The organism is Dactylosporangium sp. NPDC000244 (assembly GCF_040300725.1).
Classification (GTDB): Bacteria; Actinomycetota; Actinomycetes; order Mycobacteriales; family Micromonosporaceae; genus Dactylosporangium.
The window spans coordinates 203709-227025 of the sequence record NZ_JBEPEH010000008.1 but is presented as its reverse complement, the minus strand read 5'-3'; the positions used below and the strand labels follow the sequence as shown (position 1 = coordinate 227025).

The window sequence follows — 23317 nt, the reverse complement described above, 5'->3', positions numbered from 1 at the left end:
GATCGTTGGCCAGCCATGGAATCAGTTGCCAAAGCCCGCATCCTGGGTCAGAATCCACAGGTGACCGAGCCCGCCCTCGACGACGTGAACAAGCGCATCATCGAGCAGCTGCAGCGCGACGGCCGCATGTCCTACGCCGCCCTGGCGAAGGTCGTGGGGCTGTCGGAGGCGGCCGTGCGCCAGCGGGTGCAACGCCTGCTGGACACCGGCGTCATGCAGATCGTGGCCGTCACCGATCCCCTCACGCTCGGCTTCGCCCGCCAGGTGATGATCGGGGTCAAGGTCGAAGGGGATCTCCGCCCGGTCGCCAAGGCGCTCGCGGGGGTCCCGGAGATCGACTACGTGGTGATCTGCGCCGGCGGCTACGACCTGCTCGTCGAGCTGGTCTGCACCGACGACGAGCATCTCCTCGACCTCATCAACGACACGGTGCGGAGCATCCCCGGCGTCACCGCGACGGAGACCTTCGTCTACCTCAAGCTCGCCAAGCAAACCTATGCGTGGGGGACCCGATGACCACCGACCAGCAACCCGACGCCGCCGCGCTGGACAACGCGGCGCGCGATCACCTGTGGATGCACTTCACCCGCCTGTCGGACTACGCCGAGAACCCGGTGCCGGTCATCGTGCGGGGCGACGGCGCCTACATCTACGACAGCCACGGCCGCCGCTACCTCGACGGCCTCTCCGCGCTCTTCGTGGTGCAGACCGGCCACGGCCGCCACGAGCTCGCCGAGGCCGCCGCCAAGCAGGCATCCGAGCTGGCGTACTTCCCGCTGTGGTCCTACGCCCACCCCAAGGCGATCGAGCTGGCCGAGCGGCTCACCAGCCTGGCCCCGGGCGACCTGAACCGGGCGTTCTTCACCACCGGCGGCTCCGAGGCGGTCGAGAGCGCCTGGAAGCTCGCCCGCTCCTATTTCCGCAAGGTCGGCAAGCCGCTGAAGACGAAGGTGCTCTCGCGGTACGTCGCCTACCACGGCACCTCGATGGGCGCGCTGTCGATCACCGGCGTCCCGGCGTTCCGGCAGGACTTCGAGCCGCTGGTGCCGGGCGCCTTCCGGGTGCCCAACACCAACTATTACCGCCGGCCCGACCAGTCGATGACGCCCGAGCAGTTCGGCGTCTGGGCCGCGGACCGCATCGCCGAGATGATCGAGTTCGAGGGGCCTGACACGGTCGCCGCGGTCTACCTGGAGCCCGTGCAGAACGCGGGCGGCTGCTTCCCGCCCCCGCCCGGGTACTTCCAGCGGGTCCGCGAGATCTGCGACCGGTACGACGTGCTGCTCGTCTCCGACGAGGTGATCTGCGCGTTCGGGCGGCTCGGCGAGTACTTCGGGGCCGACCGCTACGGCTACCAGCCCGACATCATCACCTGCGCGAAGGGCCTCACCAGCGGCTACATCCCGCTGGGGGCGATGCTGGTGTCCGACCGGCTGGCCGAGCCGTTCCTGCACGGGCGGAACTGGTTCGCGCACGGCATCACCTACGGCGGGCACCCCGTCGCGTCCGCGGTGGCGCTGGCCAACCTCGACATCTTCGAGCGCGAGAACCTCAACGAGCACGTGCGCGCGAACTCGGCGCTGTTCCGCTCCTACCTCGAGCGCCTGCACGACCTGCCGATCGTCGGCGACGTGCGCGGGGACGGGTACTTCTTCGGCATCGAGCTGGTCAAGGACAAGACGACCAAGGAGACCTTCAACGAGGCCGAGTCCGAGGCCCTCCTGCGTGGCTTCCTGTCCAAGGCGCTCTTCGAGGCGGGGCTGTACTGCCGCGCCGACGACCGCGGCGACCCGGTGATCCAGCTCGCGCCGCCGCTGATCTGCGGCGAGGAGCAGTTCGCGGAGATGGAGCAGATGCTGCGCGCGGTCCTCACCGAGGCATGGAACCGCCTGTAGAGCGCACGCGGATTCGCCGGCTGCCCGACAAGGCGGTCCGTGAGCGTTCCGCGCTGCACGCCGTGCTCGACGCCGGGATGGTCGCCCACGTGGCGTTCGTCCACGATGGACAGCCGTACGCGATTCCGGTCGCGTACGGCCGCGACGGGGACTCGGTGCTGTTCCACGGTTCGAGCGGGAGCCGGCTGTTCCGCCTGCTGGCGGGCGGCGCCCCGGGCTGCCTCACGGTCACCCTGCTGGACGGGCTGATCCTGGCGCGCAGCGCGTTCGAGGCGTCGATGCGGTACCGCTGCGCCATGGTCCTCGGCTCGTGCACGGTCGTCGAGGATCAGGCGCCGGCGCTGCGGGTGATCAGCGAGCACCTCACGCCCGGGCGGTGGGACATGATCCGGCCCCCGTCCCGCAAGGAGCTCGCGGCGACGCTCGTGCTGCGGCTGCCGCTGGCCGAGTGGTCGCTGAAGGTGAGCGACGACTGGCCCGAGACCTCGCCCGAGGACGCCGGCTGGTACCCGCCGACCGGCGTGATCCCCATCCGCACCGAGCTCGGTGCGTTCCTGCCGGGCGAGGCGCCATGAGCTTCTGGACGGCGGTACTGCCGCCACAGCCCCCGCGCCCGCCCCTCGCCGGCGACGAGGAGGCCGACGTGTGCGTTGTCGGCGCCGGGTACACGGGCCTGTGGACCGCGTACTACCTCGCCGTGGCCGATCCCTCGCTGCGCATCACGGTGCTGGAGGCCGAGCACGCCGGCTTCGGGGCGAGCGGCCGCAACGGCGGCTGGTGCTCGGCCCTGTTCCCCAAGTCGGTCGGCTACCTGGAGCGGGCGTTCGGCCGCGAGGCCGCCCTCGCGCTGAACGCGGCGATGGAGTCCGCCGTGGACGAGGTCGGCCGGGTCGCCGCGGCCGAGGGCATCGACTGCGACTACGCCAAGGGCGGCACCGTGGTGCTGGCCCGCTCCCCGGCGCAGCTCGCCCGGGCCCGCGCGGAGGTCGCCGAGGCCGCGCGCTACGGCATCGAGCTGCACCTGCTCACGGCCGCGGAGGCGAAGGCGCGCGCGGGCGCGACCGACGTGCTGGGCGGCACCTACACCCCGCACTGCGCCGCGATCCAGCCCGCCAAGCTCGTGCGCGGCCTGGCCGCGGCGTGCCTGCGGCGCGGCGTGCGCATCTACGAGCGCTCCGCGGTGACGCGCCTCGACCCCGGGGTGGCCACCACCGCCCACGGCCGCGTCCGCGCGCCGATCGTCGTGCGGGCGACGGAGGGCTTCACGCCGCGCCTGCCTGGCCACCGCCGTGCCATCACGCCGCTGTACTCCCTCATGATCGCCACCGACCCCCTGCCCCCGGCGTTCTGGGCGGAGGCGGGGCTGGCCGCCCGCGAGACGTTCGCCGACGGCCGCCACCTGATCATCTACGGCCAGCGCACCGCCGACGATCGCCTGGCCTTCGGCGGCCGCGGCGCCCCCTACCACTACGGCTCGGCGATCGACCCCGCCTTCGACCACGAGCCCCGCGTCTTCGCCGACCTGGCCCGCGTGCTGCGCACGCTGTTCCCGTTCATCGGCGACGAGGTGCCGGTCGCCCGCACCTGGGGCGGTCCGCTGGGCGTGGCCCGCGACTGGATGGCCTCGGTCGGCCTGGACCCGGCGACGGGGCTGGCCTGGGCCGGCGGCTACGTCGGCGACGGCGTCGGCACCGCGAACCTGGCCGGCCGCACCCTGGCCGACCTGATCACCGGCGCCGGCAGCGACCTGGTCCGGCTGCCGTGGGTCGGCCACCGCTCCCCGAACTGGGAGCCGGAGCCCCTGCGCTGGCTGGGCATCAACGCGAGCCTGCGCCTGATGACGACGTCCGACGCCGCCGAGGCCCGCACCGGGCGCCCCGCGAAACGGGCCGAATTGATCTCCCGAATGCTCGGTAACTGATCATTCCGCACCATTCACGCGCCGCCGAATGAGCCGATCAGCCCAATCCATCCGGCTCATTCTTTCTTAGAATTCCAGACATGGCTGAGCCGGCCCGGATCGCCGAGATCGCGCGGGGCTTCGCGGTGCGTTCCTGGGCGCTCGGCCGGATCGAGACCTGGCTGAACCGGGTCGACGGACCCCCGGCCATGCTACTCACGGGCCGTCCGGGCAGCGGAAAGTCGAGCGTCCTGCTGCAGGCGTGGGCCGGCTTCGAGGCCGCCGGCGAGCACCGCCGGGTCATCGCGACCGTCCTGCGCCATTCCAAGGTCGACAATGCGTTCGACGCGAGTCATCTGCTCGTCCAGATCATCGACCGGCTCAAGGCGGGCACCGACGACGATCATGTGCTGAGTGTTCGCGCGCCCGCCGTCGTCATCGAAAACGTCAATCAACAGGTCGGCAGCGCCGAGCGCGTCGCGGCCGTCGCCATCACCGTGAACGCGACGAATTTCTCCGCGCTCAGCGGGCTCGTGCCCGAGGCCGAACGGCGCATCCGGGCCACCCCGCCTTCCGAGCCGGCCCTGATCCTGATCGACGCGCTGGACCAGGCCGAGGACGAGGGGGCCGAGGAGTTCCTCCGGGTCCTGAACACGCTGACCGCCGCCGCCCAGGGCACCGGCGTGCGGTTCCTGTGCGCCAGCCGGCGCCGCGGCTCCATCTGGCTCGACCCCGCCCGCAGCGTGACGCTCGACCTCGTCGACGACGCCGAGGACCTCGACGGGGAGCTGCGGACGTACCTCGGCCGGCGCTTCGCCGCGGTGCCCGGCGACGACCGCGGGCGCCTGGTCGAGGCCCTGGTCGGCGGCGCCCAGGGCAACTGGCTGTGGGCCACGACCAACGCGGCCGCGCTGGAGGCCGAGATCGCGGCGTCCGGCCGGGTGCCCCAGCCCATCCGGCTCTCGGCGGGGCTGGCCGGGCTCTACGAGGACGGCATCCGGCGCATCCAGCAGCACGTCAGTCGGCCGGCCTGGGAGTCGAAGGTCCGGCCGCTGCTGGGCGCCGTCGCGTGCTCGTTCAGCGGCGGCCTCGGCCCGACCGAGCTGCGCTGGGTCACCGGGCTCGACGACGCCGACCTCGACTCGCTCATCGAGGTCTGCCATCCGTTCGTGGAGCCCGACCCGCGGCGGCGGATCCGGCTCTTCCACCCGGACTTCGGCCGCTGGCTGCTCGCCGGGAACATCGCCGGCATCTCGGAGGCGGCCGAGCACCTGCGCCTCGCCATCGGGCTGACCCGGCTCGGCACGAGCGCCAACTGGGGCCCCGTCACCGAGGACTACGCGGCCTCGTGGGTGCTGGGCCACTGGTTCTCGCTGTTCGTGCTCGACCCCTTCCACCCGGACGCGGAGCGGCACGAGCGCGAGGTCGAGCGGATCCTCGCCGAGCCCCGCTGGCTGGAGCGGGCCGGGCCGATGCTCGAGACGATCGAGCAGGCGGGCCGGATCGTGCCGCGGCTGCGCCTGCCGGGGCTGGCCCTGCCGCTCTCCGTCGGGTTCCGGGCGCTGATGCACTCCGACTCCGTGAACCGGTACATCGGCGTGCAGGTGCTGTCGGCCCTGTCCATCCAGGACCTCGACGAGCACGCGGCGCTGGCCGGCAACGAGCGCACCGACTGGCTGAAGCAGCGGCTGCCCGACTACCAGGCGCGCGTGTCCCGGGCGATGTGGGGCGGCCTGCTGCGCGGCTACTACCTGGTCGTCAGCGACTCCGGGCGGCTCGAGGTCGCGCTGGCCCCGAGCTGCGTGGTCGACCTGCTGTCCCCGGACTCGGGCTGGCCGAACCCGGACAGCCTGGAGGCGGCGGCGATCGCCCTCGCCGGCACGGTCCGGCCCGGCCAGATCCCCGAGCTGCTGAGCCGGCTCGAGGCCATCGCCGCCGACCCCGCCCGGCCGTCGGAGATCCATCGGGTCGCGCACGTGTGCATCGGTACGGTGCGCCGGGACCGGGCCGCGGGCCGGGACGATCTCATCGCGGCCGTCGCCGCCTTCGTGGCCGCGTGGCGGCTGATGCGGCCCGACGACCCCAACCTGGTCGACGGCGCGATCAACGTGGCGAACACCGTCCGCGACCTGGCCGATCCGGCGCCGGAGCACCTCGACCTGCTGGTCCAGGCCCAGACCGAGATCCAGGAGCTGCGCCGGGCGGGCGACGACCCCGCCTGGCTGCTGTCGCTGAACCTGCTCGGCGACGCGCACCTCGCCCGCGCCGACGCCACCGAGGACGACGACGCCCGCGCCGCGGACCTCGAGGCCGCGCTCGCCGCCTACCTCCCGCCCTGGACGATGGCCCCCGAGGACGACGACCTCCGCCTCGTCTTCGCCATCGGCGTCGCCGACATCCTGCGCCGGCTGCCGTCCCCCTCCCCCGACCAGCGCGACCTGCTGATCCGGGCCCAGGCCGAGGTCCGGGACCGGCGCCGCGCCGCCGGCGAGCCGGCCTGGCGCAACTCGGCGAACCTGCTCGGCGACGCCTACCGGGCCCGGGCCGCCACCTGGCCGGACGACCTCGCGGTCGCCCGCGCGTTCGACCTCGGCGCCGCGCTCGACGCCTACCAGCAGGCCTGGTCGGGGACGCCCGGCGACGACGAGAACCGCCTCATGTTCACCGCCGACCTGGCCGACGCCCTCCGGGAGCTGCCGGACCGCTCGGCCGAGCAGGTCGAGCTGCTGATCGCGGCGCAGACCGAGATCCGCGACCGCAAACAAGCGGCCGGCGACCCCGGGTGGGTGCTGGCGGAAAGCCTGCTCGGCGACGCCTACGGCGAGCGGGCCGGGCACCGGCCCGAGGAAGACCCGGCCCGGGCCGCCGACCTCGACGCCGCCCGCGCCTCCTACCTGCGGACCTGGGAGGCGTCGGCCGCCGACGACTCCCTGCGCCTCACCTACGCCGCCGACCTGGCCGACGCGCTCCACGCGGTCGCCCAGCCCTCGGCCGCGCAGCTCGACCTGCTGATCAGCGCGCAGACCGAGGTCCGGGACCTCTCCCGCGCGGCGGGCAACGCCTCGTGGCCGCGCGCGGCCGGCCTGCTCGGCGACGCCCTCGGCGCCCGCGCCGTTACCCGGCCCGACGACGACCCCGGCCGCGAAGCCGACCTCGAGGCCGCCGTCGACGCCTACGTGGAGGCCTGGCGGGCGACGGCGCAGGACGAGGACGACGATGATCACGTCGACTTCGCCATCGACGTCTCCAACGCCGTCCGCCGGCTGGACGAGCCGTCGGCGGAGCACCTGGACCTGCGGATCGCGGCCCAGATCGAGATCCGCGACGCCCGGCACCGCGACGGCGATCCGCAGTGGCCGCTCGCCGCGGCGCTGCTCAGCGGCGCCTACCTGGACCGGGCGACCGCCCGTTCCGAGCCGCCCGACGCCGACGACCTCGCGGCGGCGCTCGAGGCCGCCCGGCCGGCCTGGACCGCGACCGCGGACGAGCCCGAGCACCGGGCCGACGCCGGGGTCGCCCTGGCCAATGCCCTGCTGACGATGCCGGACCGCACACCCGGGGAGCTGGATCTCTGGGTCGCCGTCCAGCGGGAGCTGCACGACCTGCGCGTCGCGGCCGGCGATCCGCTGTGGCCCCAGTCGGCGAACATCCTCGGCGACGCCTACACGGCCCGGGCCGAGGCCGCGCCCGACGACGACACCCGCGCGGCCGACCGCGACGCCGCGCTCGCCGCCTATCTCCAGGCCTGGCAGGGCGCGCTCCCGGACGATCCCCGCCGGCTCACCTACGCCATCGACGCCGCCCGGGCGCTGCGCGAGCTGCCGGAGCCGTCGCCGGGGCAGCTCGACCTGTGGATCCGCGCGCAGACGGAGATCCGCGACCTGCGCCTCGCGGACGGCGACGAGGACTGGCACCAGTCGGCGAGCCTCCTCGGCGACGCCTACACGGCCCGGGCCGGGGCCGCGCCGGACGACGACGCCCGCGTCGCGGACCTCCTCCGGGCGATCGAGGCCTACGACGAGGCGCTGAGGGCGGTGGCCGCCGACGACCCCGACCGCCGCCGGGACTACGCGATCATGCTGGCCGACACCATCCGCGAGCTGCCGGTGCCGTCCGACGCGCTGGTCGACCGGTGGGTCGAGGTGCAGCTGGAGATCCTGGACCTGCGCCGCGCGGCCGGCGAGCCGGGGTGGGAGTCCTCGGCGAACCTGCTCGGCGACGCCTACGCCCTGCGGGGCCGCCGGCGGCCGGACGACGAGACCGCCGCCGTGGACGTCGCGGCCGCGCTCGCCGCCTACCTCGAGGCGTGGCGGGCGGCGGCCCCGGACGACGAGCACCGGGTCACCTACGCGGTCGACGTCGCCGACACCGTTCGCGAGCTGCCGGCGCCGTCGGACGAGCAGCTCGACGTGTGGATCCGGGCGCAGACCGAGATCCGCGACCGGCGGCGCGCGGACGACGACCCGCTGTGGATCAACGCGGCGAACCTGCTCGGCGACGCCTACGCCGCGCGGGCCGACAGCCGCTCCGACGAGGCGCTGCGCGTCGCCGACCTCGGCCGGGCGATCGCGGCCTACGACGAGGCGCTGGCCGCGACGCCGGCCGACGACGCGCGCCGGCTCGACTTCGCCATCGACGCGGCCAACGCCCAGGTGATCCACGCGGCGATCGCCCGGCAGAACGGGCGCGCGGCCCTGGACGAGGCCCTGCGCAAGGTCATCGCCGAGGTGACCCGCACGCAGGATGACTACTCCAAGCTCCAGCGCCTGCTGCCGGTCATCTTCGCCCGGCTGCGGCGCCACGAATGGTGGACCTACTCCGGCTAGCCCGACTGGGAGACCCCATGGACATCGCGATCATCGCCACCGGAGCCGTCACGCTGCTGGCGCCCTACGTGCGCAAGGCCGCCGAGGAGTACGCCGGGGCGGCCGGGCAGGCGGTCTGGGAGGCGACCCAGCGGCTCTACCGGCGGCTGCGGAGCGCGCTGACCCCGGACCCGGCGGCGGCCGACGCGATGGCCCGGTTCGAGCGGGCGCCGGAGGCCGAGCAGGAGGCCTTCGTCCGCGTGCTCACCGCCCGGCTGGCCGCCGACCCGGACCTGGCCGACCAGGTCGCGGAGTCCATCGCCACGGCGAAGCGGGCGGGCGCCACCGTCCACGTCATCCAGCGGGTGGTCGAGGCCGAGCGCGTGGTCGGGGCCGAGGTGGGCCGCATCCGGGGGGACCGCTCGCTGCGGGTCGACCAGCAGGTCGAGCGGGGCAAGGACGTGCTGGGCGTGCGGATCGACGAGCTCTGAGACGCGGGCCCGCTCGACGGGTCCACAGTGGAGCCGTGCGGGGAGCGCTCAGCCCTCGAGCTCGTCCGGCGACACACCCAGCAGGTTGGCGACCTGCTCGATGATCACGTCGTGGACGAGGTCGGCCAGGTCGTCGTGGTCGGCGGCGCGGAACTCGAGCGGGCGGCGGTAGAGGACGATGCGCGGCGGGACCCCGTGCCGGCCCGGGCGGCCGGGCAGCAGGCGGGCCAGCGGGACCTCGCCGTCCTCGAGCACGTCGGAGTCGTAGACGTTGAGCTCCGGGGGCACGTCCTCGACGGCGAACTCGACCCCGGCCAGCTCCTGGGAGAAGCGCTGCTCCAGCTGCTCGACCGAGTCCAGGACGAGATCGTCGAACATCTCGGCGCGCGTGCGGGACATCGGCAGCGACGCGGGGACCAGGCGGCCGCGCAGCCCCCGGCCGTGCCGGTCGCGACCGCGCCGGCCCGGTCCACTGCGTCGTCGGTCTGGGCTCGCCACGATGTTCAGCGTAGCGCCAGGTTCCCGCCTCGGGCTCGGTGCGGCCGCCGCGGGTCGCCGGGCTCTTGCGACGGTCGCCCGTGCGGGCGTGTCGCCGTGGTCACGTCGGCGTGTCGCGAGCCTTAGGGGACGACGCGGAGGCCTTCGAGCGATACCGTCTGGCCGTGAGGACCCCACGTCGATGCTCGCGCAACGGTTGCCCCCGATCTCCCGTTGCGACGTTGACGTACGTTTATGCCGAATCGACCGCAGTTGTCGGTCCGCTGGCCGCGTTCGCCGAGCCGCACTCCTACGACCTGTGCGAGTCGCACGCCCGCGGGCTGACCGCGCCGCGGGGATGGGACCTGGTGCGGCACGAGGGCGAGTACGGTCCCCCGCCGCCGACCAACGACGACCTCGTGGCGCTCGCGGAGGCGGTGCGCGAGGCGGCCCGGCCGGCGCCCAACCGCGAGGAGCCTGACCAGCAGCATCCACTCGGCCGGCGCGGGCATCTGCGCGTCATTCCCCCCGACGCGTAGATTATTCCTCCGACCGCATAACAATTCCAAGAAAATGGGCGCCGACCCCCAAAAGGAGATCGGCGCCCGAATTCGAAAATCCGATCCGCTAAGCAGCCCGTCGTTTGAGCTTGCGACGCTCGCGTTCCGAGAGCCCACCCCAAATCCCGAAGCGTTCGTCGTGCCCGAGCGCGTACTCCAGGCAGTCCGCCCGCACCTCGCAGCGCGAGCAGATGCGCTTGGCCTCGCGCGTCGACCCGCCCTTCTCCGGGAAGAAAGCCTCCGGGTCGGTCTGCGAACACAGAGCGCGCTCTTGCCACTCCGGAGCGTTACCCAGCAGGTCGGCCACGACTGGTCGGCCGTCCATCAGCGTGCCTCCTTCTTGCGCACCGGCGTCAATGCCGGCGCAACCCCCCACGCGGAAGGCGCATGTCCTACAAGGTTGCTGTACCTCGGCGCGGTGTTCCTTATGTCCGCTTGACAGGTTGTCGGAACCCATCCGGCGAACATCCCCCGTGAAATTACACGCGTGTAATGCGTGCGTCGTCAAGCCGAACCTGCTAAATAGGCCCGCTCGGGCGATCGCTTGCACCCCGTGCCGTACCCATACCGACGAAGCCCCACCGGAGGTAACGGGCGACACGCCGGACGCGCCGGAAGAGTCTTGGAAAGTTTGCTCAAGCCGCGCGTGACCTGGCCGAACTGCGCCGATGTGCGGCAAAAGCTGAGATCCGACCTCACGGCCCGCCCATGATCCACCGAGTGCTCCTGGGCGCCGCCGTCTCCGTGATCATGTTCACCGTCGGCGTCGCCGGCCTGGGGTGGAAGCCCTACGTCGTGATGTCCGAGTCCATGGCGCCCTCGATACACGCGGGCGACCTCATCTTCGTCGACCCGCACGCGCAGTCCGTCGCGCAGTACGAGATCGTCACGTACAACGATCCCCGGGGCCCGGTCACGCACCGGGTCGTGGCACAGGCGGCGGACGGCGCGCTGACGGTCAAGGGCGACGCGAACGCGCAGGCGGACACGCGCGCGGTCGACCGCAAGCACGTGGTGGGGCCGGTGCGGCTGATCTTGCCCCACGTGGGGTGGCCGGTCGAGCAGGTCCGGACCCACCCCGTGAAGATCGCCCTGGGCGCGCTCGTGCTCGCCCTGCTCATCCCCGGCCGGCGCATCTTCGCCCTCATCTTGCTGGGCGCCCTCGTGGCCGGCGTGGCGATGGTCCCGACGACCGTGGGCTAGGCCCCGTCCCGGACCTCTTGCTCAGACGCGACCGTAGGTGGTGGTGCGGCGGCGCACCGGACGGCCGGCGGCCTGGCCGATCGCCTCCAGCTCCTCCTTGGTGCGGGCCGAGCCGTGCTCGGAGCCCGCCATGCGCGAGATGGTCTCCTCCATGAGCGTGCCGCCGATGTCGTTGGCGCCGCCGCGCAGCATCGCGACCGTGCCCTCGTCGCCGAGCTTCACCCAGGAGCACTGGATGTTGGGGATGCGCCCGTGCAGCAGCACGCGGGCCATGGCGTGCACGGCACGGTTGTCCCGCCAGGTGGGGCCCGGACGCGCGATGCCCGCGAGGTAGATGGGCGCGCTGTGGTGCACGAACGGCAGCGCCACGAACTCGGTGAAGCCGCCGGTGCGGTCCTGGATGCCGGCCAGGACCCGGAAGTGGCCGAGCCAGTGGCCGGGGTGGTCGACGTGGCCGTACATCATCGTCGAGCTCGACCGGATGCCCAGCTCGTGCGCCGTGCTCACCACCTCGACCCAGGCCGACGTGGGCAGCTTGCCCTTCGTGAGCACCCAGCGGACCTCGTCGTCGAGGATCTCGGCGGCGGTGCCGGGGATGGTGTCGAGGCCGGCTTCCTTGAGCTGGGTCAGCCAGTCGCGGATCGACACGCCGGCCTTGGACGCGGCGGTCACGACCTCCATCGGGCTGAACGCGTGCACGTGCATGCCGGGCACCCGCGCCTTGACCGCTCGCACGAGCTCGGCGTAGGCGCTGATGGGCAGCTTCGGGTCGATGCCGCCCTGCATGCAGACCTCGGTGGCGCCCGCGTTCCAGGCCTCCTCGGCGCGGTCGGCGACCTGCTCGTACGACAGCCGGTAGGCGTCGGCGTCGCGCTCCCGCTGGGCGAAGGCGCAGAACCGGCAGCCCACGTAGCAGACGTTGGAGAAGTTGATGTTCCGGTTCACGACGAACGTGATGTCGTCCCCGACGGCCTCGCGGCGCAGGTCGTCGGCGATGCCGACCAGCTCCTCCAGCCCGGCACCGTCCACATTGAACAGCGCCAGGGCGGCCGCCTCGTGCTCGGGCCGCAGCAGGGCGCCCGGGTCGCTCGCGGCCAGCTTGAGTCCACTGTGGACGTCGGAGTCCAGGCGCTCGGTCGCGGTCTGCCGCACGCGCGTGGCGACCTCGTTCCAGTCACCGTAGACGGTGTCGAAGTCGCCGCGGCGGTCCGCGCTGCGCCCCTGCTCGTCGATCGCGGTGTGCAGGTCGGTGCGGCCGCTGTCCTCGTGCCCTCCGTCCGGCTCCTGCCACGGCCGGCCGACCGGCATCGCGGACTCGTCGGCCAGGCCCGAGTCGCGCTCCATGAGGGCCTCGACGTGCTCCACGAGGCGGGCATCGAGCCACGGCACCCCGCGGCGGGCGTACTCGGGGTAGATGGTCAGGCGCTCGCGCAGTACGAAACCGGCCGCTTTTGTCCTTGTGGCCAGCTCGTCGAGGGCCGGCCAGGGGCGCTCGGGGTTCACGTGGTCCGGGGTCACCGGGCTCACGCCGCCCCAGTCGTCGATCCCGGCCCGGATGAGCAGCGCGTACTCCTCGTCGATCAGGTTCGGCGGGGCCTGGATGCGCGCCTTGGGCCCCAGCACCAGCCGGGCCACGGCGATGCTCGCGGCCAGGTCCTGCAGCTCGGCGTCGGGCATCCCGCGCATCGCCGTGTCCGGCTTGGCGCGGAAGTTCTGGACGATGACCTCCTGGATGTGGCCGTACTCCCGCATCGTCCGGCGCATCGCGAACAGCGACTCGGCCCGCTCGTCCAGCGTCTCGCCGATGCCGATGAGGATGCCGGTCGTGAAGGGCACGCCGACCCGCCCGGCGTCTTCGAGCACCCGCAGCCGGACCGCGGGCTCCTTGTCCGGCGAGCCGAAGTGCGGGCCGCCCGGCTCCGACCACAGGCGGGTCGCGGTGGTCTCGAGCATCATGCCCATGCTCGGCGCGACCGGCTTGAGCCGCTGCAGCTCCGCCCACGACAGCACGCCCGGGTTGAGGTGCGGCAGGAGACCGGTCTCCTCCAGCACCGCGATGGCGCACGCGCGCAGGTAGGACAGCGTCGAGTCGTAGCCGCGCTCGTCCAGCCAGCGCCGGGCCTGGGGCCAGCGCTCCTCGGGCCGGTCGCCGAGCGTGAACAGGGCCTCCTTGCAGCCCTGCCGGGCGCCCTCGCGGGCGATCTCGAGCACCTCGTCGATCTCGAGGTATTCGGCGGGCAGCCGGTGCGGCACGGTCGCGAAGGTGCAGTAGTGGCACCGGTCCCGGCACAGCCGGGTGAGCGGGATGAAGACCTTCTTGGAGAACGTGATGACGCCCGGGCGGCCGGCGTCGGCGAGCCCCGCGTCGCGCACCGCGCCCGCGATGCCGAGCAGTTCGTCCAGGGCCGCGTCGCGGGCGCTCAGCAGGACGGCCGCCTCGGTCGCGTCGAGCGTCCGGCCATCGGCCGCCCGCCGCAGTGCCCGGCGCATGGCGTTGCCTTCGGTGCCTCTACCTTCAGGTGTCACCACCGAACTGTAGGCCGCCGAGGGGCGATTCCTCGCCAGGCCGGTGTGTGACGTAATACGACCCGTGGCCGCGACTGGGTCGCGGCCACGGGTGTTCGGGCGGGACGGTCAGTTACCGGGCGGAATCGCCTGGGTGCGCTGGGTCGCCTCGCCCTCGTCGTCCTTCTTGGCACTCGGGTGCAGCACCGTGGTGCGGTCCGGGTCCACGGCCTCCTGCGCGGCCGTCTCCTGTGCGGCCGGCTCGGCCGGCTTGACCACGGGCGCCTGCTGGGTGGCGTCGGGGTCGGCCGGGCTGAGCACCGCCGTGCCCTCCTCCTCGGCCGGGGCCGGGTGAGTCGAGTGGCCACCCGGCCAGCCCGCCGAGGCGAACCCGCCGGGCGGCGTCGACGACTGGGCGTCGGCCGGAGAGGCCGAAACGGGCTCGTCGGCCACCGGGGTCGGGGCCGGCGCCGTGTAGGCGGCGAACGGCGAGCTCAGCGGCGGCCCGGAGGCCGGCTGGGCCGCGGGCGCCGCCGTCTCGGCCGCGGCCGGAGCAGCGGGCACAGCCGGAGCGGCCGGCGTCGCGTACGCCGGGGTCGCGTAGGCGGGCGCCGCGTATCCACCCGAGGTCGGCTGGGCCGGGTAGCCCTGGGGCTGCGCGGCGACCGCCGGCGTGCCGCCCGTGGTCGGCTGCTGCCAGCCCTGGGTGGTCGGCTGCGGCTGGGCGTAGGCCTGCTGGGCCGGCTGCTGGGCGGCGCTCGGCTGCGGCTGGGCCGCGGCGGGCTGGGAGCCGGTGACGTAGCCGGTCTGCTGGGCGGCGTACGCGGCCTGGTGCTGCGCGTACTGCTGGGCGTACTGCTGCTGGGCGTAGGCCTGCTGCTGGTACTGGTAGCCCTGGTACGGCGAGGCGACCGGCTTCGGGGCCGTGTAGGCGCCGAGGTAGATCCTCGCGGCGAGGAACAGCCCGAGGCCGATGAGCGCGAGGCCCGCCAGGTGCTCGAGGAAGCCGCCGAGCGCCCAGCCGATCGGGCCCTCGCTCTGGAAGTCGCCGATGAGGCCGCCGAGCAGCAGCACGAGACCGAGCACCGCGGCGATGGCGTATTCGATCATCGCCATGAGCACGACGATCTTCGCCCGCGGCGTGACCGGGTCGAGGAGCAGCACGAGCACGACCGCGACGATCGGCAGCAGGATGACCTCGAAGCCGATCACGTTGGAGAACGACGCGGTCGCCGTGGCCAGGAACGAGTTGAACAGGCCGGTGAGGACGCGCACGAGCCCCGCGAGCAGGATCAGCGCGACGGCGCCGAGCAGGCCGAACGCGGCCAGCTCCCGGTAGGGCTCCAGCAGCCCGCGGGCCTTCTTCACATCCGGGGGCGCGACCGGCGCGACGGGAACGGTCTGATACTGCTGCGCGGCTCCGGAGACCGGGGCGGCCTGGTACTGCTGCTGCGCGGCACCCGAGACGGGAACAGCCTGCGTCGCCGGGGCCGGGGTCTGATACTGCGGCGCCGCCTGGGGCTGGTAGGCCCCGGTGGGGGTCGGATCGGGTGGCTGGGTGCTCACTGGCTCTCCCGAAGTGAAGCGGTCCGTGCAACAGGTCGCCAGCAGCCTAGCTGCCGGCGGCGATTCTCGCGTCCGTGAGAGACCCCCAACGGCGGCGTGACGGCGGTGGGGCAGGATTGGACGCATGCGGATCGTGGTTCTTGCAGGTGGCATCGGCGGCGCGCGCTTCCTGCTCGGGGTGCGCGCGGTGGCCCGGGAGACGGGCGCCGACGTCACCGCGGTGATCAACGTGGGCGACGACGTGACCCTGCACGGGCTGCGCATCTGCCCCGACCTGGACAGCGTGATGTACACGCTCGGTGGCGGAGCCGACCCGGAGCGCGGCTGGGGCCGGGTCGGCGAGAGCTGGACGGTCAAGGAGGAGCTGGCCGCCTACGGCGCGGAGCCCACCTGGTTCGGCCTCGGCGACAAGGACATCGCGACCCACCTGGTGCGCACCCGGATGCTGGAGGCGGGCTACCCGCTCTCGGCGGTCACCGAGGCGCTCTGCGACCGCTGGCAGCCCGGAATCCGCATGCTGCCGGCCAGCGACGACCGCGTGGAGACGCACGCCGTCGTGGAGGTCGACGGGGCGACCCGCGCGATCCACTTCCAGGAGTGGTGGATCCGCCACCGCGCACAGATCCCGACGCAGCGGTTCGTGTTCGTCGGGGCCGAGACCGCGAAGCCGGCCGCGGGAGTGCTGGACGCGATCGCGCAGGCGGATGTCGTACTGGTGGCGCCGAGCAATCCCGTGGTCTCCATCGCCCCGATCCTCGCCGTGCCCGCGATCCGCGACGCCGTGGCCGGCGGCCGGGCGCCGGTCGCCGGGTTCTCCCCCGTCATCGGCTCCGCCCCGGTGCGCGGGATGGCCGACAAGTGCCTGGAGGTGATGGGCGTGGAGTGCAGCGCGGCCGGCGTCGGCGGGCTGCTCGGGGCCCGGTCACAGGGCGGGGTCCTCGACGCCTGGCTGGTCGACTCGTCGGATGCGGGTGTGGTCGTACCAGGCCTGCAGGTGCGGGCCGTCCCGCTCTGGATGACCGACGAGGCCACGACCGCGACCATGGTCCGCGACGCGTTCGCCACGGTGGGTGTCGCATGATCCCGTCGCTGGAGGTCCGCCCCGTCGCCGGCATCGGCGAAGTGCGGCCGGGCGACAACCTCGCCGAGCTCATCACCGGGGCGGCCGACTGGCTCCGCGACGGCGACGTCCTCGTGGTCACCAGCAAGATCGTGAGCAAGGCCGAGGGCCGGCTGGTCGAGCTGCCGCCCGAGGGGCCCGACCGCGACGCCGCCCGCGAGGCCGCGCTGCGCGCCGAGACCGCCCGCGTGGTCGCCGAGCGCGGCCCGACCCGCATCGTGCAGACGCACCACGGGCTCGTGCTCGCCCAGGCCGGCATCGACGCGTCCAACGTCGACTCCACGCACCTGGTGCTGCTGCCCAAGGACCCGGACGCCTCGGCCCGGGCGCTGCGCGAGGAGCTGCGCGAGCGCTTCGGGCTCGACGTCGCCGTCGTCATCACCGACACCATGGGCCGGCCGTGGCGGCTCGGCCTCGTCGACTTCGCGATCGGCGCGGCCGGCGTCGACGCGGTGGTCGACTACCGGGGCCAGCGGGACGCGTACGGCAACGAGCTCCAGCTGACCCAGATGGCCCAGATCGACCAGCTGGCCGCCGCGGCGGAGCTGGTGAAGGGCAAGACGGCGCAGGTGCCGGTCGCGGTGGTGCGCGGGTTCGCGCCCGGCTTCGCGCCCGACCACGGCCGCGGCGCCGCCGAGCTCATTCGCGGGGCCGATGCCGATCTGTTCGCGCTCGGTACCGCCGAGGCCACCGCCCGCGGCCTGCGCGCCGCCGCCGAGCTGCCCGACGCGACCGGCTTCGCCCCAGCCGACGGACCCGTGCGCCTGCCCGCCCTGCCGTTCCCGCAGACACGCAGCGTGACGGTTCCGGCCGACACCGTGGCGGCCGTGATCGTGTGGTCCCCGGCCGGCGATCTGCGCGCCGCGGCCGAGGCGGGCCGGACAGCGGAGCGGTTGCGAGCCGTACTCGCAGCTGACGGGCTTGCGAGCGGCTGGCTGGAGGTCGCCGATCCGGCGACACTCGCCGCCGAGCTGCCCGAAGGCGGCGTGCCCCTCGGCGTGCTCGTCATCGGGCGCGGTAGCCTGCCGTCACTATGACGACGCTGCACGAGGACGCACTGGCGGTGCTGTCGGACTGGGCGGCTCCCTCGCCGGAGGCCGAGGCGAGCCGACAGCGGTTCCTGGATTTCGTACGGCCCGATCCGACCACCGTCTGGCGCGAGCACACCGGCGGCCACGTGACCGCGAGCACCCTGGTCGTGGACGCCAACGCGGAGCGGGTGCTGCTGTGCCTGCACGGCCGGGTCAACCGCTGGATGCAGCTCGGCGGGCACTGCGAGCCGGTGGACACCACGATCGCGGGCGCGGCCCTGCGCGAGGCGTCGGAGGAGTCGGGCATTCTCGGTCTGCGGGTGAGCGAGGCGCCGATCGACCTCGACGTGCACCATGTGCACTGCTCGGGCGGGTCGTCGCTGCATTACGACATCCGGTATGCGGCGATCGCGCCGGCCGGGGCCGTTGAGCTCGTCAGCGCGGAGTCCAGTGCGCTTGGGTGGTTTGCGCCTGATTCGCTGCCTGAGCCGCTTGCTGATGCTACTGAGCAGTTGGTTGGGCCGGCGCTGGCTTGGGCCAAGCGCGTCTGACTCGGCTGGTGCTGATCCGGGATATGTCATGACTCGTTCCTCGTCACGACATATCCGGATTTATGCGGTGCCGGGTCAAATATCGGGTGTGCTGGGGTCAGCGGCGGGCGAGTTCGGCTTTTGCCGCAAAACGGACGGGAGCTGAACCGCTCGCGAAGTCCGGGGATGGCCGCGGTCGCGCATGAGCGGGGGCCTCGAGAAGGGGCCGTGCATGGGTCGCGGCCGGCGACTCGAAGTGCGAGAAGCAGTCGTGCATAACCGGGGCCCGCACACGCGAAGTACGAGAAGCGGTCGTGCACAGGCGGGGACCGGCGCGCACACAGCACGGGAAGCAGTCGTGCCCGAACGGAGACCGACGCACACAAAGCGCGAGAAGCAGTCGCGCATAGGCGGAGAGCGGCGCGCACAGAGCACGGGAAGCAGTCGTGCACGAACGGAGACCGGCGCGCACACAGCACGGGAAGCAGTCGTGCGCGAGCGGAGAGTGCGCACACACAGCGCGAGAAGCGGTCGGGGGGAACGTTCGGGCCCGGACGAAGCGCCCGGGCCCGGGGCAAGCGCCGCCCTACAGCAGTTCGCTCGAGCCGCGCTCCTTCAGGGAGTCGACCAGCTTCTTCACGTCCTGGGCGCGGGCGCGCGGGCAGATCAGCAGCGCATCCGGCGTGTCCACGATGATCAGGTCGCTCACGCCCACCGCGGCCACCAGGCGGCCCGAGCGCGGGACCACGACCACGCGCTCCGCGTCGTGCATGAGGACCGTCGGCTTCGGGGAGACGACCGGGTCGTCGATGACGCCGCCGAGCTCGACCACCACGTTGCCCGCGGTGTCGGTCTCCAGCAGCTCGCCCAGGGTGTGGAAGTCGCCGACGTCGTTCCAGCCGAAGTTGCCCGGCACCGTGCCGACCAGGCCGGCTCGGCCCGCGCCCTCCATGACGCCGAAGTCGACCGAGATCTTGGTCAGGCCGGGCCAGATCTCGGCCAGGACCTCCTCGCGCTCGCGCGACTCCCAGGACTCGGCGATGCGCCGCAGGCCGTCGTGCAGGGCCGGCTGCTGGCGGGCGAGCTCGTCGAGGAACACGTCCACGCGCCAGACGAACATGCCGGCATTCCAGAGGTACTCCCCCGAGTCGACGTAGCGCTGGGCCACGTCGAGCGCGGGCTTCTCCGCGAACTCGGCGACCTTGCACACGTCGCCGGTGCCCGTGGGCTCGCCGACGTGGAGGTAGCCGTAGCCGGTCTCCGGGTGGGTCGGCGTGATGCCGATCGTCATGAGCAGGCCGTCCTCGGCGCCCTGGATCGCCCGGTGGAGCGTGTCCTGGAAGGCCGGGACGTCGCGGACCAGCTGGTCGGCGGCGAACGCGCCCATGATGGCGTGCGGGTCGCGGCGGGCGATCACCGCCGCGGCGAGACCGATCGCGGCGCAGGAGTCGCGCGGCGTGGGCTCGACGAGGATGTTGCCCTCCGGCAGGCCCGGCAGCTGCCGGGCCACGGCGGCCGCGTGCGCTACGCCGGTCACCACGAATGTGGACTCGGGCGTCGCCAGGCCTTCGAGACGCCCGTACGTCGCCTGGAGCAGCGACAACGGGGTCCCGGTGAGGGCGTGGAGAAACTTCGGATGGCCGGCTCGCGACAGCGGCCATAGCCGCGTGCCGCTGCCACCTGCAGGAATCACCGCGTAGAACACGCGCCCATCATGCCCGGAAAAGGGCGCCTTCTCACAACTCGGGGGTGTCAACACCATTACCGAAATTGCCTCGCACCGTTTCGGCGGGTGACATTCGGGGTCACCCGGGGTCAGTAACCGCGGGGGCCCGCGGCTCTGGCCCATGCGGCGAGGTGGACCTCGGCGCTGGACTCCCAGGTGAACTCCTTGGCGCGCGCGGCGCCGGCCTTGGCCAAAGCGTTACGTCGCTCCGTGTCGTCGAGCAGTGCCGCAAGGTCGCGGGCGATCTCGTCGGGGCTCGGCCCGGTGTAGGCCACCGCGTCTCCGCCCACCTCCGGCAGGGAGAGTCGCGGCGTGGTGAGCACCGGCGCGCCGCAGGCCATCGCCTCCAGGATCGGCAGGCCGAAGCCCTCGCCGAAGGACGGGTAGGCCGCGACCACCGCGCCGCCGAGGAAGCCCGGCAGGTCCGCGTAGCGCAGGTAGCCCGGGCGCAGCAGGCGCAGGTGGCTGGGGACCTCCGCGATGGCCCCGTCGATCTCGTCGTCGTGGCCCTGGCCGCCGGCGACCACCAGCGCGGGCGGGTCCGGCCGGTCGCGCACGGCCGAGATCCAGCCGCGGATCAGGCTGGGCACGTTCTTGCGGGGCTCCTTGGCCCCCAGGAAGGCGACGTACTCCGTCGACCCGAGCCCCAGCCGCGCGCGCACGCGGGCCTTCTCGTCGTCGCTGGGCGCGTGGAACGCATCCGGGTCGACGCCGTGGTAGGCCACGTCGATGCGGGTCGGGTCGGCGTCGAGCAGGCGGATCAGCTCGTCGCGGGTCGCCTTGCTGGGCACGATCACCCGGCTGGCGCGCCGCAGCGACGTCTTGATCGCGGAGCGGAAGAACGTGCGGCGGGACTTGTCGTAGTGCTCGGGCTCGGTGAAGAACGTGGCGTCGTGGACCGTCACCGTCACCGGGCACCCCGCGCGCAGCGGGCACGTGTAGAAGGGCGAGTGCAGCACCTGGGCGCCGACCTGCTGGGCGAGCATCGGCAGGCCGGTCTGCTCCCACGCCAGGCGGGCCGGGCGGTGCGCGGCCGCGGCGGGGGCGGACATGATTCGCGCGTTCGGCAAAAGCCGCCCGTAACGCTCCGCGTCGGTGCGCTGGCACACGACGGCCAGGTCGGCGTCGAGCGCGCCCAGCGCGCCCAGGAGACCGTCGACGTAGCGCCCCACCCCGCCTCGGTCGGCTGGGACACTCGTGGCGTCTACGAGCACGCGTGGCGGTCGGCCGGGGGTCACGGGGCACTCCCTTTGAACTCGATGCGGATCTTCGGTGCGACGGTCTCGCGGCAAAGCCTACGCCCGATCCGCCGGTGATCGATGTCCACGACGCGACTCGCATCGTGAGTTCCACCCAGGATTCAGCCTGAATCAACTCATGTGCCGGTCGCGGAGTTCAAGTTTTGCTCAATTCAGCGGCATCGGTACGTCGCCGGGCGCTCCGACCTCGTACTTCCCTATTCCCCGCACGTCGAACCGCCCGTCGTGGTACACCGCGAGGTCCGCGCGCCCGTCCCCGTCGTACTGCCCCGGCACCGGCGTGTCGCCCGGGTCGCCGAGGCGCACAGGTGCCTGGCCGGTGACCGTGAACTGCTGCGTCGACGGGGACCACACGGCCGCGTCGAGCCGGCCGTCGCCGTCGTAGTCCGCGGGCACCGCGATCGCGCCGGGCTCGCCGAACTGCCACTCGCGGATCGCGCGGATCGCCCACAGGCCGGTGGACGGGCGCCAGATCGCGGGCTCGGCCTTGCCGTCGCCGGTGTAGTCGCCGGGCACGGGCTGGTCGCCGGTCTGCCCGAGCTGCAGCTCGCCGACGCCCTTGATGTACCAGACCCCGTTGGACGGCCGGAACACGGCGAGATCGGCCTTGCCGTCGCCGTCGTAGTCGGCGGGGGCCGGCACGTCGCCGGGCAGGCCCCACTGGGCGACCGAGCGCCCCTCGCCGGTGAGCAGCATCGTCCAGTTGCCGGTGATCGGCGACCAGGTGGCCACGTCGGCCTTGCCGTCGCCGTTGTAGTCGGCCGGCACCGCGATCTCGTTCGGGCCGGACGTGAAGATGGGCTGGGCGATCCCCTGCAGCCGCACGGTGCCGTCGGCCGGGCGGTAGGCCGCCATGAGCGACCGCACGGTCTGCGGCTTGACCAGGTCCCCGAGCAGCTCGGCGGCGCGGTCGCGGATCGCCGGCAGGGCGTCCGTCCCGCGGGCGCCCGGGCACTCGGTGGGGTTGGTCTGGCGGTGCGGGAAGACGCGCGGGACGGTGACGGTGGTGCCGGCCGGATACCGCGACGTGGAGCCGCCCCCGGTCAGCGTCACGTTTCCGCGCGGGTCGATGGCCTGGCTGAGTGAAAGTTTCCACGCGGTGTACTTGGCGGCCGACTCCACCACGGCGGACGGGACGGTCACGGAGGAGTACGTGCCGATCATGGCGATGCCGGCCGTGCCGGTGTTGAAGCCGCCCGCCTGGGCCCCGACCACGGGACGGCTCAGCCCGCCGGCCCGGCCCTCCCAGAGCCGGCCGAACCGGTCCACGAGCACGTTGTAGCCGATGTCGCCCCAGCCGCGGCTGACCGTCTGGTACTGGTAGATCGAGCGCAGGATCTTGGGTACGTCGGCCTCGGAGTAGTCGTTGCCCGTCGCCGTGTGGTGCACCGCGACCGCCTTGACCATCGGCGCGTACTGCGGCCGCCAGTCCATCAGCTGCTCGTTGGCCCCCCAGGAGGCGCGGCGGTTGATGGCCGGCATGAACGGCCGCAGCGCGACCGGCGCGTCCTCGAGCACGGGCGGGACCGGGGGCGCGGCGTCGGCGGGCGAGTCGGTCGGGTCGATGAGGTCGGCGGCGAGATCGTGCGGGGCCGAACCACCGGTGGCGCTGACGGTGATCTGCACGCCGTCGCTCGGCCCGACCCAGACGAGATCGGAGCCGCCGCGCTCGACGGGGCCGGCGGCCGGCGCGCTCGGCGAGGGCGAGGCCTTGCCACGCGGCCGGGCCGGCGCGGTCTCCGGATCGCGGTCGGCCTCGCCGGCGCCGACGGTCTGCCACGCGCTCCAGGCGCCGCCCGGGGTGTGGTGGCGCACGGCGACGCTGACCGCGCCGATGCGCTCGGTCTCGCGCCAGGTGACGCCGACGGCGCTGAAGGGCGCGACGGAGGTGCGGGTGACGGTGAGCGTCCGGCTGCGGGTGGTCTTGTGGTAGCCGCCGTCCAGCGGCACGTCCTCGAGCACCCCGCTCTGGGCGCTCACCCCGTCCGCGGGCCGGTCGAAGTCGCCGAGCGCGACGCGGGTCACGCGGGTGGGCACGCCGCTGCCGCCCGGGGCCGTGGCCGCCGGGTTGGCCCACTCGACCGGCGCGGTGAGCCCCTCGGCGGCGACCGGGGGCTCGCTCGTGCGGGCCGCGGCGCCACCGCCGATGGCCCCGGCGGCGAGGAGGGCGAGCGAGCAGCCGGCGAGGGCGACCAGCCTGTTGCGCCGGTATCGTCGCGTTGCCCAGACACCCATCTCGCTTGCCCCAT

At 73.3% G+C, this 23317-nt stretch carries 18 protein-coding genes; 11 read left to right on the top strand and 7 right to left on the bottom strand.

Annotated elements, in window-relative coordinates:
• Positions 1 to 15: 15 nt before the first annotated feature.
• From ABT369_RS13685 to ABT369_RS13660, 6 genes are all read left to right on the top strand, one after another.
• Positions 16 to 516: an Lrp/AsnC family transcriptional regulator gene (locus tag ABT369_RS13685; protein WP_350612068.1), complete on the top strand. Its 501-nt coding sequence runs from the start codon at positions 16 to 18 to the stop codon at positions 514 to 516.
• Positions 513 to 1895 (top strand): aspartate aminotransferase family protein, encoded by a 1383-nt coding sequence (locus tag ABT369_RS13680; protein WP_502891742.1) that lies wholly within the window; start codon positions 513 to 515, stop codon positions 1893 to 1895. Before ABT369_RS13685 ends, ABT369_RS13680 begins: the two co-directional genes overlap by 4 nt.
• Positions 1880 to 2470 (top strand): pyridoxamine 5'-phosphate oxidase family protein, encoded by a 591-nt coding sequence (locus ABT369_RS13675; protein ID WP_350612067.1) that lies wholly within the window; start codon positions 1880 to 1882, stop codon positions 2468 to 2470. The genes ABT369_RS13680 and ABT369_RS13675 overlap by 16 nt, the downstream gene beginning before the upstream one ends.
• Positions 2467 to 3816 (top strand): NAD(P)/FAD-dependent oxidoreductase, encoded by a 1350-nt coding sequence (locus ABT369_RS13670; protein ID WP_350612066.1) that lies wholly within the window; start codon positions 2467 to 2469, stop codon positions 3814 to 3816. The genes ABT369_RS13675 and ABT369_RS13670 overlap by 4 nt, the downstream gene beginning before the upstream one ends.
• Positions 3817 to 3896: 80 nt before the next feature.
• The gene (locus tag ABT369_RS13665) at positions 3897 to 8621 is read left to right on the top strand and encodes a hypothetical protein (protein WP_350612065.1); all 4725 of its coding nucleotides are present in this window, start codon (positions 3897 to 3899) and stop codon (positions 8619 to 8621) included.
• Positions 8622 to 8638: 17 nt separating this feature from the next.
• The gene (locus ABT369_RS13660; protein ID WP_350612064.1) at positions 8639 to 9091 is read left to right on the top strand and encodes a hypothetical protein; all 453 of its coding nucleotides are present in this window, start codon (positions 8639 to 8641) and stop codon (positions 9089 to 9091) included.
• A gap of 48 nt (positions 9092 to 9139) precedes the next feature.
• Here the strand turns inward: ABT369_RS13660 and ABT369_RS13655 are convergent, their stop codons facing one another.
• Positions 9140 to 9589 (bottom strand): metallopeptidase family protein, encoded by a 450-nt coding sequence (locus ABT369_RS13655; protein WP_350612063.1) that lies wholly within the window; start codon positions 9587 to 9589, stop codon positions 9140 to 9142.
• A gap of 164 nt (positions 9590 to 9753) precedes the next feature.
• On the opposite strand from ABT369_RS13655, the gene ABT369_RS13650 reads away from it, so the two are divergent.
• Entirely contained in the window at positions 9754 to 10107 is a 354-nt protein-coding gene (locus tag ABT369_RS13650; RefSeq protein WP_350612062.1) for a DUF3499 domain-containing protein, read from the top strand.
• A gap of 88 nt (positions 10108 to 10195) precedes the next feature.
• Here the strand turns inward: ABT369_RS13650 and ABT369_RS13645 are convergent, their stop codons facing one another.
• Positions 10196 to 10453, bottom strand: a complete 258-nt coding sequence (locus ABT369_RS13645; RefSeq protein WP_033364663.1) for a WhiB family transcriptional regulator — start codon at positions 10451 to 10453, stop codon at positions 10196 to 10198.
• A 383-nt stretch (positions 10454 to 10836) separates the two neighbouring features.
• Here ABT369_RS13645 and ABT369_RS13640 point away from each other — a divergent pair, with 383 nt between their 5' ends.
• Complete coding sequence (locus ABT369_RS13640; protein WP_350612061.1) at positions 10837 to 11331, top strand: signal peptidase I; 495 nt, start codon at positions 10837 to 10839, stop codon at positions 11329 to 11331.
• Positions 11332 to 11352: 21 nt separating this feature from the next.
• On the opposite strand, the gene ABT369_RS13635 is transcribed toward ABT369_RS13640, so the two are convergent.
• Positions 11353 to 13821 carry a bifunctional FO biosynthesis protein CofGH gene (locus ABT369_RS13635; protein ID WP_502891745.1) on the bottom strand — a complete coding sequence of 823 codons (2469 nt, stop codon included), beginning with the start codon at positions 13819 to 13821 and terminating at the stop codon, positions 11353 to 11355.
• Positions 13822 to 13965: 144 nt separating this feature from the next.
• Complete coding sequence (locus ABT369_RS13630) at positions 13966 to 15402, bottom strand: hypothetical protein (RefSeq protein ID WP_350612059.1); 1437 nt, start codon at positions 15400 to 15402, stop codon at positions 13966 to 13968.
• Between the two features lie 124 nt (positions 15403 to 15526).
• Between ABT369_RS13630 and cofD the strand changes: the two genes are divergently transcribed.
• The 3 genes from cofD to ABT369_RS13615 are packed head-to-tail and all read left to right on the top strand — an operon-like array spanning position 15527 to position 18104.
• Complete coding sequence (gene cofD, locus ABT369_RS13625; RefSeq protein WP_350612058.1) at positions 15527 to 16483, top strand: 2-phospho-L-lactate transferase; 957 nt, start codon at positions 15527 to 15529, stop codon at positions 16481 to 16483.
• The gene (locus ABT369_RS13620; RefSeq protein WP_350612057.1) at positions 16480 to 17559 is read left to right on the top strand and encodes a coenzyme F420-0:L-glutamate ligase; all 1080 of its coding nucleotides are present in this window, start codon (positions 16480 to 16482) and stop codon (positions 17557 to 17559) included. The genes cofD and ABT369_RS13620 overlap by 4 nt, the downstream gene beginning before the upstream one ends.
• Positions 17556 to 18104, top strand: coding sequence for an NUDIX hydrolase (locus ABT369_RS13615; RefSeq protein WP_350612056.1), 549 nt, complete (start codon positions 17556 to 17558; stop codon positions 18102 to 18104). The genes ABT369_RS13620 and ABT369_RS13615 overlap by 4 nt, the downstream gene beginning before the upstream one ends.
• 565 nt (positions 18105 to 18669) lie before the next feature.
• Here the strand turns inward: ABT369_RS13615 and ABT369_RS13610 are convergent.
• The 3 genes from ABT369_RS13610 to ABT369_RS13600 form a co-directional block, all read right to left on the bottom strand.
• Positions 18670 to 19788, bottom strand: coding sequence for a mannose-1-phosphate guanylyltransferase (locus ABT369_RS13610; RefSeq protein WP_350612055.1), 1119 nt, complete (start codon positions 19786 to 19788; stop codon positions 18670 to 18672).
• Between the two features lie 110 nt (positions 19789 to 19898).
• A complete protein-coding gene (locus ABT369_RS13605) occupies positions 19899 to 21047 on the bottom strand; it encodes a glycosyltransferase family 4 protein (RefSeq protein ID WP_350612054.1) in 1149 nt (382 codons plus the stop codon).
• 168 nt (positions 21048 to 21215) lie between these two features.
• Entirely contained in the window at positions 21216 to 23303 is a 2088-nt protein-coding gene (locus tag ABT369_RS13600; protein WP_350612053.1) for an FG-GAP-like repeat-containing protein, read from the bottom strand.
• Positions 23304 to 23317 lie beyond the last annotated feature (14 nt).